The sequence below is a fragment of the Simiduia sp. genome, assembly GCF_058345725.1.
This window is the reverse complement of the sequence record NZ_JBTUOC010000096.1, coordinates 1-11,849: the sequence shown is the minus strand read 5'-3', so window position 1 is coordinate 11,849 and position 11,849 is coordinate 1. Positions and strand designations below refer to the sequence as shown.

Sequence of the window (11,849 nt, the reverse complement as noted above, 5' to 3'; positions counted from 1 at the left end):
ATTTACGGCACTTCCGCCATCCATGGCGAACGCCCAATGCTATGCATTGGGCCGGGCCGGCGACAGCCGGTCGTCAAGCTTCTAAATTAAAACGCCCTGTAGGTAATCACTCGCCCGTGGCCCAGGCCACCCTCTCTGTCACAGCGTGGCATTCACCTTGTCTCCGTGCTTGGCATTTTGCTAGCGAAAGCTGTGCGAATCGACTCTTAATCGTTCGGAAAGCTTGCTGTAGCTGCGTAAGGTAGCTGAAGAACTGTTTGGGCAAGGGCTGATAGTACGCCGATTGGCCAATGCGAAGTAACCGGGTTTGCAATTGCGCCAGGTCTCAATGAAAACTCACTGGCGCCCTTTGATCTTGGGGTATAAACGCGCAGGTGGACTCTCTATAAGTACTCGACTACATGGTTTGCTGCGCAATAGAACTGCTGGCATGCGTAGGGCGTTGTAAAGGGGGTATATGTGGTGTGGCGGGATGCGCTGGTGCTTAAAAGTCGCTTGATGCTGCCAACACGTTTAGCGGTGGTGGAGCGACGCTGGTTAGCGCCATCTACGAGTGTGAAAGTTGCGGAATAACTCGCTTTGGATGACGCCAATCAAACAGCGATTGACGTCAAATTTAAAAGCTAATTGGCTATGGCGTCTATGCGCTGCTCTAGATGGGGATGGGTACTTAAGTATTTAAACCAATCCATCTTTTCCTGGCAATCGGTATCGTCCGCATCGCAGAGGCGGTGGCTATTATGCAGTTTGGTGAGAATGCTGGCAAAGGCGCTGCGGTCTATCCCGTTGGCCTCCAGTAAGTCACCTGCATATTTGTCTGCCTCGAGCTCAAACTTTCGAGAGAAAGCCAGTTGATTGAACACAATGGGTAAGGTTAGCACTATGTCGCCCAAGGCACTAACGTCGCCACCGATCATTGCGATGGTGACTGCTATGGCGGAGTTCTGAAGTACCTGTCTTAGCGCATGCCGCCCTTCAACATGGCCCAGTTCGTGCCCAAAGACAGCCAGTACTTCGTCGTCATTACCGTCTGTGAGTTCAATAATCGCGTCGGTAAAAACGATTGTGCCATCAGGCAGGGCAAAGGCATTGGCGCCCATTTTTTCGCTGGCGTAGAAATGCAGTTTTTCAATGGGATAATCAGGCGCATAGGCTTGAATCCTTTGGCGTAGCCGCGCTTGGGTTTCTTCCGAAAGCTGCGAGGGGTCAAGGTACTGCTTACGCATTATTTTGAGTGTGTCATCCGACGCTTGCTGCAGAGTGCCTGCGGGTAAATGCTGAGCGATGACTTTGCTGGCGTAGGGGATGCCCCAATAGAAGTAACTGAAACCAAGTAATAGTACAGTTACTGTGGCCAGGCACACCAAACCCAAATGGTTTTCCATTCGGTGAATAACGCGCATCAGCGGGCTGCCAATAAGCGTGTCAAGCTCGTCCAACCTGTCAAATTGCTGGCATTCAAACTGACCAGCGTGGCTGCTGAAAGTGATGTAGCGGGGGGTGCGACCAATTCTGGGCGAGAGGCTAAGATCGCCAATCTCTAAGGTAAAGCCTTGGCCATTGGTAGCCTGAATACAAACACTGTTGTTGGCGATGGTGACTGTAGCGGGGCAAGAGGCGCTTGATGCGCCGTCTTGCCATTTGCCTTCTAGGGTTAAGCTACTGCTCAAAAGCCCACTTCCATATCGAAGACGTCACCAAACTCCTCACCAAAAGCAGATGGATCTGGTTGGCTGACCGCCGCAAACTTGTCGAGGTCGCCTTTTACATCAACGGCGATATGCTCTGCTGCATAATGTGCCACTTTCACAAGTGCCCAAGGCAGGTACAAGCCTAGGGTAATAACGGTTAACACAAAATTGCCAATCATCAACAGGCTGAATGATTTCATTTCGTAATTGGCTTTGAAGTTGTGTTCAGCGAGTGAAGTGTTATTGAAGATCAGGTTGTTCAAGCTCACCATAAAGTAAATGATGGCGGCGATGTAGCCAACAAAGATGCCGATGGCAGCCAGTGGGGGCAGTGCAAATCCGATGACTGTGCCAACGATAATGGCTGCCAGTGCTATGCCTAGCGCTGTTAAAGCGATGCGGTAGAACTTGCCGGTAGGCGCATCAAAGGTAAAGCTTTTATTGCCGTAGCGGTGGTTGTTGGTCACGTAAAGCTGCTGCTTTTTGAGTGCCAGTGGAAACAGAATCATCAGTGTCAGCACGCCGGCGATGGGCCACAAAATAAACGTCTTAAAGGCGCCCCAGTAGCTACCACTGAAGGCAAAGCGGATATTGCGGTAGGTGGTATTGCGCGCGTAAAACGCCAGGGAGCGATTGATAACCCAAGGCACCACAAAAATTAACCCAATGCCCACAATGGCGCCGATGATGGGCTGCAAAACGTTGAGTGCCATATAAGCAATGAATAGAGCGAGGGCGATTAATCGGCCTATCAGCATTTTTACTGGGTCTGCCGTGAACGCGAAACTGGCGCCATCGAGCGAGGTATTGCCGTAAAAATACTGGGTGTTGCGCACCTTCGCCCAGGGTGAATAAAGGCCGAGCGTGATGCCTACCAATAAGATGTTCACGATCCAGATTTTGAAATACTCGTAGCCTTGGCCTTTGAATTCAAACTGTACGTGGCGACGCTCATCGCTGCTAGTCGCGGTATTGGAGTTAGCGATGGGCGCAGCTGCTTCAGGGGCTGCATCTGCCGATGCTTCAGCTGCTACGGGCTCAAGACTGGTGAGTATGCCGATGGATGCCAGTTTTTCCTGATAGGCAGTTGCCGTTGCATGGGGCACTGATTTTTTTATTAAGCTGGGGGCTTTATCAAACAGCGCCTGGGCTCTATCTGTCGTTAAGCCAGCCGCTTTTGCAAAGGCCGCAATGGCGGTAGCTGTATCAGTGCCTTCGGTGAACTCACCGGTGAGATAGATATTGTAGGATTGGTCCACAGTTCCTTCCCTAGATTATGATTGTTGGTACTTTATTCTGCCCCGTTTGCGCGTAAATTGCTACATACCTCACAGTGCGGATCGGGGCTGAGTTGCATTTCTCGCCATTGCAGCGCCTTGCCATCGAGTAGTAGTAGTCGATTGAGCAGTGGTTGACCGGTTTTAACCAAGACCTTAATGGCCTCCAGTGCCTGCATTGCGCCGATAATACCTACCAAGGGCGCAGCTACACCGGCGTCGGCGCAGCGGGTCGCCGTTTGATGGCCGGGCTTATACAGGCATTGGTAACAGGCGCCACCCGCGGCGGGATGGAACACGGCAATCTGCGCCTCCCAGCGAATGGCTGCGCCCGAGACAAGCGGTTTGCCCGCACTTACACAGGCTGCGTTTATTGCAAATCGCGCGTCTAGGTTGTCGGTGCAGTCCAGGACCACATCTGAAGCTGCAACGGCGTGTTGCAATGCATCCCCCGTAAGTGCTCGGTGCAGCGCTTGAATTTGTGTCGTGCTGTTTATCTCTCGCAGGCGACTGCGTGCAGACTCGGGCTTAGGCAGCCCAATGGCCGCTTCGGTGTGTGCAATTTGGCGCTGCAGGTTTGATAGCTCTACCGTGTCTGGGTCAACCAGTGTCAAATGGCCAACGCCGCTGGCGGCCAAATACATGGCTGCCGGGCTGCCGAGTCCACCGACACCTACGATCAATGCGCGGCTTGCCAACAGTTGGCTCTGGCCGGCCACATCGATGTCATCTAACAGAATGTGGCGGCTGTAGCGGAGCAGGGCCTGATCGTCCATTCCATTAACTCTCAGTTAGGGCCGCTGGCCGAAGGTAATACGCGGCTGGCCATCTAAATCCTTAGCTGAGTCCACCCGCTGAAAACCTTGCGCGGCAAACAGCGCTTGCACCGCTTCGGCTTGGTTATAACCGTGCTCAATGCACAGCCAGCCGTGACGGGTTAAGTGCAGGGGGGCTTGCTGTAGGATGTGGGCAATATCTGCAAGCCCCTGGTTGTCGGCAACTAGGGCCGTGCGAGGTTCAAAGCGCACATCCCCCAGACTCAAGTGCGGGTCTTGGGCGTCGATATAAGGTGGGTTGGATACCACTAAGTCGAAAACTTGGTCGGTCACGGGGGCGAACCAGTGACCCTCCAAAAAAGTGCAGTTGTGAAGGTTGAGTTTTGCGGCATTGTGGCGAGCAAGTTTTACCGCATCGCCAGATTTATCTACGCCTGTGAGTTGCCACAACGAGCGTTCAGACGCCAGCGCCAATGCAATGGCGCCGGTGCCGGTGCCAAGGTCCAGTACCCGCTGCGGTGTGGCGGGTGCACAGTCCAAGACCCAGGCGACCAGCGTTTCGGTGGCAGGGCGTGGAATCAAGGTGGCAGCGCTGACGGAAAGCGGAAGCGACCAAAACTCGCGCTCGCCCAGTACATAGGCCACGGGCTCGCCATTGAGGCGGCGATTAAAAAGTTGCTCAAACTGCGTTTGCTGTGAATCAGTGAGTTGCTTGTCTGGCCAGGTGTAGAGGTGGCTGCGCGTACACTGCAAGGCGTGACACAACAAAAGCTCTGTATCCAGACGAGCGCTGTCGCTGACCGGGCCGAGCCGGGCGGATTGTTGAAGCGCGGCTGCGATGGTGATCACTGATTGCTGCCTGCCAGTGCCGCCAATTGGTCGGCTTGGTATTCCTGTACGAGCGGCTGAATAACCTCGTCGAGTTTTCCTTCCATCACTTCGGCAAGTTTGTACAGTGTCAGATTAATGCGGTGGTCGGTAACACGCCCTTGAGGGTAGTTGTAGGTGCGAATACGCTCTGAGCGATCGCCGCTGCCAACCAGGCTTCGGCGTTCACTGGCCATAGCTGCCGCGGCCTGCTCTTCTTGAGCACTTGCCAATTTCGATGCCAGCAGACTCATGGCGCGCGCCTTGTTTTTGTGCTGTGAACGCTCGTCCTGACACTCCACCACCAGGCCCGTGGGAATATGGGTGATGCGAATGGCCGAGTCTGTTGTGTTGACGTGCTGGCCGCCCGCGCCTGACGAGCGAAAGGTGTCGATGCGCAAATCGTTTTTGTTGATGTTTACCTCCTCCAATTCATCGGCCTCGGGCATGATGGCGACGGTGCAAGCGGAGGTATGAATGCGGCCCTGGGATTCCGTTTCGGGAACCCGCTGCACGCGGTGTGCGCCCGATTCAAATTTTAATTGCGAATAAACACCCTGGCCTACGACGCGGGTAATAATTTCTTTGTAGCCGCCGTGCTCGCCCTGGTTTTCGCTGAGGACTTCAATGCGCCAGCCACGATTTTCGGCGTATTTACTGTACATCCGAAATAGATCGCCGGAAAAAATAGCCGCCTCGTCACCACCGGTGCCAGCACGTATTTCCAGGAACACGTTTTTATGGTCGTTGGGGTCTTTGGGTAGAAGCAAAAGCTGGAGTTCATCGGCCAGCGGCGCAAGTTGTTCCTTGGCTTCTTCGAGTGCCATCTCGGCCATTTCGCGCATTTCTGGATCGCCATCTTTCATCAACTCTTGCGCTTCGGCCATGTCTTGGTTGAGCGTCAGGTAGCGATTGAAGCATTGCACCACTGGTTCGAGTTCAGCGTATTCTTTGCTAAGTTCGCGGAATTTATTTTGATCGGAAATGATGTCCGCATCGGAAAGCAGTGCGGAAACTTCTTCATAGCGATCGTTGAGTGACTCGAGCTTGAGTCGAATAGAATCTTTCATTGTTTACGATTACTCCGGCTTGTCTGCATTGAGCGCAAACAGCTGATAGGCCAGCGCAATGAGATCGTCGCGTCCGTCGGCACTGGCATCGCGCAAGGCGGTGGTGGGTTGATGTAATATCTTGTTGGTGAGGCTATTGGCCAGCTGTGTAATGACGGCATCCGGGTTGGCGCCGCCGCTTAAGGCATTGATGGCCTTTTTAATTTCTTGCTGTTTTAGCTGCTCGGCGTGTGCGCGCAAATGGCGAATCACATCCGTGGCACCTTGTACGCCCTGTTGTCGAGAAAAGCGCAGTACACCCTCGCTGATAATATGGCGCGCTGCGTGAGCCGCTTCTTCTCGGGACTTTCGATTTTCGTCGATGACTTCTTTCAGGTCGTCCACGCTGAACAGAAACACGTCGTCCAGTTCAGCCACCTGGGGTTCGATGTCGCGGGGCACTGCGATGTCGACCATGAAAATGGGTTTGTGGCGGCGCTTTTTCAGGGCATCTTCCACCGCGCCTTTGCCTAATATTGGTAATTGACTGGCGGTGGAAGAGATCACCATATCGGCCTTGTGCAATTCCCCGGGAATGTCCGACAGCAGTATTGGAGTGGCGCCAAAACGCTCCGCCAGTTCTGCTGCACGCGACAGCGTTCGATTGGCCACGGTAATGCGCTTGACGCCCTGTTCGCGCAAGTGACGGGCGACCAGCTCTATCATTTCGCCGGCACCGATGAGCAAGGCAGACTGTTGTCGGAGATCGGCAAAAATTTGCTGGGCCAAGCTGACTGCTGCATAGGCCACCGACACTGGATTTTCACCGATGGCGGTTTCCGTACGCACCTTTTTAGCGATACTAAATACTTGCTGAAAGGCGGCGTGTAGCTGACTGCCCACCGTCCCCGCCTCGCAGGCGACGGCGTAGGCAGATTTCATTTGCCCCAAAATCTGGGGCTCGCCCAGAATGAGCGAATTGAGGCCGCAGGCCACCTGCATCATGTGCGCAACGGCAGCATCGCCAGTATAGACGTAGTGGTAGGGCTTCAGCTCGTCGCTGCCAATATTGTGGTACTGGCCGAACCAATCCAGGAGATTGGTTGTCTCAATATCGCCGTGCAGATACAGCTCGGTGCGGTTGCAGGTGGACAAAATCGCAATGTCCTGGATACCCAGTATCTCGCCAGCTTGCTGCAGGGCTGCCGGGACAGCCTCCGGCGCAAAGGCCACGCGCTCGCGCAACGCCAGCGGCGCCGTGTGGTGGTTGATACCTAAGGCCAGGAAGTTCATGGGTGGCGTTGTTCAGCTGCATCGTGAATCGGGCGCCAATTGTCCCGTTTGCGAGGCTCTGTGACAAGTGCAAGCGTTTGCCTGGATTGCTCTAAATGAGTAGTGCTAATTGCGTTGGTCTAAAATGACGGTACTGCGGCCCGCGGTGCCTGTGCTTAAGCAGGGCGTGGCGGTTACTCTGGACGGGATGTCCTGTTTACACCCCAGGGGTGTGGCAGTCAGGGCTCGAAGCTGCGCGTTCACAGTACTGGCAACCTTAAAGGCATGGACTGACTTGTGGGGCTTGTGGTTGATTGCGAGCGCCCGCCAAACTGCAACCCTGGCGGTTAGGTGTGGGCGTATGAAAAGGTGTTAACCGGCCCTAGGGCTGTACTGGGCGGCCATGTTAATCTGCCGCTATTCACATTGGATTTTGGTGGCGCGTTTACGAGTCCGCTGCCGTCGGAGCTTTATGAAGTTATTCACATTTGCACCCGTTGCATCATTGGTGGCGCTGGCAAGCCTGACGGGCTGCGCCGGCTGGTTTGAAAGTAAGCCCGAGGTTGCGGTCGCCACGGCCGAGTCAGCACCCGTACCTGCCCCTGCGCCCAAGGTGGTAAAAGACCGCCCCTTCACACCCGATACCCTCTATTCATTAATGGTGGCAGAGCTTGCGGGTAATCAGGAGCGCTTCGACATTGCCTTGGCTAACTATGTCCAGCAGGCCTATCAAACACGCGATTTGGGCGTAGTCGCTCGCGCAGCTCGCATTGCACGCTTTTTGGAAGTGCATCGAGCAGCTTTGGATATGTCGGTATTGTGGGTGGAGCTCGAACCAACCAACAGCGAGGCGCGGGTTCTAGCGGCGTCCGAGCTCGCCGAGGCGGGCCGGCTGAGCGAGGCATTTACCCATGCGCAGTACCTGTTGGAGCGAGGCAACCCCCTATTGCTACAAACCGTGGCAGCCTATGCCGGCAAGGGAACCGATATCGAGCGCGAGCAGCTACAGCTTGGTCTGGAAGCGCTGCGAGAGTTTCATGCCGAGTCCCAGCCGCTGTGGATGGCGCTCGCACTGGTTTATCAGCAGCAAGAGCGATTGCCCCAGGCCACCAAGGCGATTGCTAAAGCCGTAGAACTAGATCCGCAACACCTACAAGCTCAAGCCTTGCAAGCGCGCCTGCGCTACCAGTCTGGCGATCAGGTTGGCGCCTTGCGCCAGATGGCGTTGTTGGTGGATAAAAGCCCCGACGACCAGCGCCTGCGGCTGCAATATGCTCGCCTGCTGGCCTCCACCGATCTGGCGAAAGCGGCGGACCAGTTTGAGGTGCTGTTGGCAGACAACCCCGGCGACCCAGATCTGCAGCTGTCGCTGGGGCTGATTCGCTTTGAACAGGAAGACTATCCCGCCGCCAAGGCGCAATTTAGTGCCTTGACGGAAGTGGAGAACCGACGGTCCACGGCACACTACTACCTAGCCCGCATTGCGCAGATGGATGCGGACTATCAAGCGGCCATTAATCATTATTTAAAAGTCGAACTGGGCCCAGATTTTATGCCTGCGCTGGTGCAAACACTGGAAATTCTGGTGGCTGCTGGCGAATTAGAGCCAGCGCACACCCGTATGCAGGCGGTTCGCGCCAAAGTGCCCCAGCAGTCCGAGCGGCTGTTTGCCCTAGAGGCCGAGATCTATGCCAAATACCAACACTTAGCGCGTGCAGAAACCCTTTTAACTCAGGGGTTGCAGGTGCACCCTGACAGCACGCGCCTGCTCTATAGCCGCGCGATGGTCAACGAAAGACGCGATATGTTGGATCTGGCGGAGCGCGACCTGCGCAAGGTGATACGCTTTGAGCCCAATAACGCGACCGCGCTAAACGCGCTTGGTTACACCCTGGCTGACCGCACCGACCGCTATGAAGAGGCCTTTGAGTTAATTCAACAGGCCCACAACCTCAAGCCCGATGACGCCGCTATCGTCGATAGCCTGGGTTGGGTGCACTACCGACTGGGCAATTACTCAGAGGCGCTGTTGCGTCTGCGGGAAGCCTTAAAACTCTATCCAGACCCAGAGATCGCCGCGCACTTAGGTGAAGTATTGTGGGTAACCGGTCAGCAGGCCGAAGCACTGGATGTTTGGCGGGCGGGCGTCGAGTTGGACCCGAATAACGACATCATTCCCAATGCCATGCGGCGACTGGGGGTCAACCCTTAATTATGTCGCGTCTAAATTACTGGTTGGGCGCCCTGCTGGTGCTGCTGGTATCGGGTTGCTCGCGCCTGCAGCCGCTACCGGCCGATTGGTCGCTGGATGCGCGCGAGCAGCAGTTGTCTGCCATCGCGGCGTGGCAAATGCAGGGCAAGTTGGGCATCAAGGCGCCTGGCGACAGTGGCAGTGTGTATGTGAATTGGGCTCAAGGGACCGATCGCTACGACATCACCTTGAGTGGCCCGCTAGGACAGGGCAGTGGCAGTATTACCGGCACTGCAGATGAAGTGGTGTTGGAACAGGGCGGGCAGACGCTCAGAGCTGATAGCGCCGAAGAACTGGTGCTGCAGGCGTTTGGCTGGCAATTGCCCATGCAGGCTTTGACCTACTGGGTGAGGGGCCTGCCCGCGCCGGAGTTGGCGGGTCGACAATCGGTAGAGCGCGACGCCCAGGGCTTGCTCATCGCGCAAGAGCAGGCCGGCTGGACCTTGGAATACAGCCAATACAAGCTGGTGCAGGGCCTTGCGCTACCGGGCAAACTAAAGGCGGAATCTAGCCGCTTGGGCGTGCGGCTGATTCTTGTGGTCAATGATTGGACGTTAGGAGTGCCGCAGTGACACACGCCAAATTATCCGAAATCCAGTGGCCGGCGCCAGCAAAGCTGAACCTGTGTTTGCACATTACGGGGCGCAGGCCCGATGGTTACCACAATCTGCAAACGCTGTTTCAACTGATCAATCATTGTGACTATTTGTCAATACGCCCCAACGACACCGGCGCGATCAGCCTGGCCACCGCGCTGGCCGATGTCCCCGACACAGAGAACCTGGTCTGGCGAGCCGCCCGAGCGCTGCAACAGGCCACGGGTTGTACGCAGGGCGCCAGCATCAGCCTGGATAAGCGTTTGCCCTTAGGGGGTGGTCTAGGTGGTGGTTCCTCGGATGCCGCCACTGCATTGGTGGCATTAAATCACCTTTGGCAAACAGGCTTGAGCTTGCCGCACTTGGCTGAGCTTGGTTTGCAATTGGGCGCCGATGTGCCGGTTTTTGTACTGGGTGAAACTGCTTGGGCCGAGGGCGTGGGCGAGCGATTAACGCCGGTGGCTATGCCGCCAAGCTGGTACCTGGTTGTTACTCCAAATTGCCATGTTTCTACGGCGGAAGTTTTTTCACACAAAGATTTGACAAGAGACACAGCCGACATTACAGTAGCGGCCTTTCTTGAGCAGGGTGGCCAGAATGACTGCCAGGAGTTGGTAGCCAAACTCCACCCGCCAGTGCGCCAAGTCATTGATTGGCTTAATCAATTTGGCGCAGCTCAGATGACTGGAACAGGTGCCAGTGTGTATTGCGCCTTCGCCACAGCAGAAGCAGCACAATCTGTATTGTGTATTCTTCCCAAACGGTGGCAAGGGTTCGTAGCGCAAGCTGTGAACATATCACCCTTACATAGCCTGTTACAGCAAATTGACGATACAGGGGCATAGCCAAGCGGTAAGGCAGCGGGTTTTGATCCCGTCATGCGAAGGTTCGAATCCTTCTGCCCCTGCCATTTTCATCAAGGTGCATTTACAAATATTCTGGCTAGAATTGCTGGCTGAATGCGTCTGATTTCTATATTCAGTGACTTTGACATCTATTCAAAAGAACCTGACTCAAAATAGCTAACTGGCAGCAAAGGTATCTCCCTCGTGAACAATTTCATGGTCTTTACGGGCAACGCGAACCCCGCGTTGGCGAAGCAAATCGTCGAGCACCTGGGGCTGCCGTTAGGCGACGCCAGCGTTAACAAGTTCTCCGATGGCGAAGTCTCCGTTGAATTAAATGAAAACGTCCGGGGTTGTGATGTGTTTGTGGTTCAGTCCACTTGCGCGCCTACGAACGACAATTTAATGGAATTGATCGTGATGGTAGATGCGTTGCGCCGTGCGTCGGCCGGTCGCATCACTGCTGTTGTTCCCTATTTTGGCTATGCCCGTCAGGATCGCCGCGTGCGCTCTGCCCGCGTGCCGATCACCGCAAAAGTGGTGGCGGACATGATGGTGGCAGTTGGTGTCGATCGGGTGCTGACCGTCGATTTACACGCAGAACAGATCCAGGGCTTTTTTGATGTGCCGGTAGACAACGTCTACGGCTCATCGGTGTTGATTGAAGATATAGAAAAACAAAATTTTGAAGACTTGGTGGTGGTATCTCCCGATATTGGTGGCGTTGTACGCGCGCGCGCCATTGCTAAGCAGCTCGACATCGAGTTGGCAATTATCGATAAGCGTCGCCCCAAGGCCAATATGGCCGAGGTTATGAACCTGATTGGCGATGTCGATGGGCGCACCTGCTTATTGATCGACGATATGGTCGATACCGCCGGCACCTTATGCAGCGCAGCAGCTGCGCTTAAAGACCGTGGCGCGAAGAAAGTTGTGGCCTACTGTACGCACCCCGTGCTGTCTGGCAAGGCGATTGCCAACTTGAATGGCTCGGTGCTGGATGAGCTGGTCGTTACAGACTCCATTCCATTGAACAGTGCGGCTGCAGAGTGCTCACGCATTCGCCAGCTTACGCTCTCAAAAATGTTGGCTGAAGCGGTACGCCGCTTGAGCAATGAAGAATCACTGAGTGCCATGTTCCGCATGTAAGCGGCGGCACCGTGTTAACCGCCGATTATCGGCATAACTGAAATCCATCGCGACTGGTCGCAGGTCAAGATGGCAT

10 protein-coding genes and 1 tRNA gene are annotated in these 11,849 nt (G+C 55.1%); 5 read left to right on the top strand and 6 right to left on the bottom strand.

Annotated elements, in window-relative coordinates:
* Window positions 1-623 precede the first annotated feature (623 nt).
* Genes ACW8F6_RS17930 through hemA form a run of 6 tightly spaced genes read right to left on the bottom strand, consistent with a single transcriptional unit; the run spans window position 624 to window position 6,953 of the window.
* Window positions 624-1,670 (bottom strand): M48 family metallopeptidase, encoded by a 1,047-nt coding sequence (locus ACW8F6_RS17930; RefSeq protein WP_491577260.1) that lies wholly within the window; start codon window positions 1,668-1,670, stop codon window positions 624-626.
* Complete coding sequence (locus ACW8F6_RS17925) at window positions 1,667-2,950, bottom strand: YjgN family protein (RefSeq protein ID WP_491577259.1); 1,284 nt, start codon at window positions 2,948-2,950, stop codon at window positions 1,667-1,669. The genes ACW8F6_RS17930 and ACW8F6_RS17925 overlap by 4 nt, the downstream gene beginning before the upstream one ends.
* A 32-nt stretch (window positions 2,951-2,982) precedes the next feature.
* Window positions 2,983-3,744, bottom strand: coding sequence for a HesA/MoeB/ThiF family protein (locus ACW8F6_RS17920; RefSeq protein WP_491577258.1), 762 nt, complete (start codon window positions 3,742-3,744; stop codon window positions 2,983-2,985).
* A 15-nt stretch (window positions 3,745-3,759) separates the two neighbouring features.
* Window positions 3,760-4,593 (bottom strand): peptide chain release factor N(5)-glutamine methyltransferase, encoded by an 834-nt coding sequence (prmC, locus tag ACW8F6_RS17915; protein WP_491577257.1) that lies wholly within the window; start codon window positions 4,591-4,593, stop codon window positions 3,760-3,762.
* Entirely contained in the window at window positions 4,590-5,681 is a 1,092-nt protein-coding gene (gene prfA / locus ACW8F6_RS17910) for a peptide chain release factor 1 (protein WP_491577256.1), read from the bottom strand. The genes prmC and prfA overlap by 4 nt, the downstream gene beginning before the upstream one ends.
* Window positions 5,682-5,690: 9 nt before the next feature.
* Entirely contained in the window at window positions 5,691-6,953 is a 1,263-nt protein-coding gene (gene hemA, locus ACW8F6_RS17905) for a glutamyl-tRNA reductase (protein ID WP_491577255.1), read from the bottom strand.
* A gap of 451 nt (window positions 6,954-7,404) precedes the next feature.
* Between hemA and ACW8F6_RS17900 the strand changes: the two genes are divergently transcribed.
* From ACW8F6_RS17900 to ACW8F6_RS17880, 5 genes are all read left to right on the top strand, one after another.
* Entirely contained in the window at window positions 7,405-9,144 is a 1,740-nt protein-coding gene (locus tag ACW8F6_RS17900) for a tetratricopeptide repeat protein (protein WP_491577254.1), read from the top strand.
* A gap of 2 nt (window positions 9,145-9,146) precedes the next feature.
* Window positions 9,147-9,755, top strand: coding sequence for a lipoprotein insertase outer membrane protein LolB (gene lolB / locus ACW8F6_RS17895; protein WP_491577253.1), 609 nt, complete (start codon window positions 9,147-9,149; stop codon window positions 9,753-9,755).
* Window positions 9,752-10,624 (top strand): 4-(cytidine 5'-diphospho)-2-C-methyl-D-erythritol kinase, encoded by an 873-nt coding sequence (gene ispE / locus ACW8F6_RS17890; protein WP_491577252.1) that lies wholly within the window; start codon window positions 9,752-9,754, stop codon window positions 10,622-10,624. The genes lolB and ispE overlap by 4 nt, the downstream gene beginning before the upstream one ends.
* Window positions 10,615-10,689, top strand: a tRNA-Gln gene (locus tag ACW8F6_RS17885). The genes ispE and ACW8F6_RS17885 overlap by 10 nt, the downstream gene beginning before the upstream one ends.
* A 151-nt stretch (window positions 10,690-10,840) precedes the next feature.
* Entirely contained in the window at window positions 10,841-11,773 is a 933-nt protein-coding gene (locus ACW8F6_RS17880) for a ribose-phosphate pyrophosphokinase (RefSeq protein WP_491577261.1), read from the top strand.
* Window positions 11,774-11,849 lie beyond the last annotated feature (76 nt).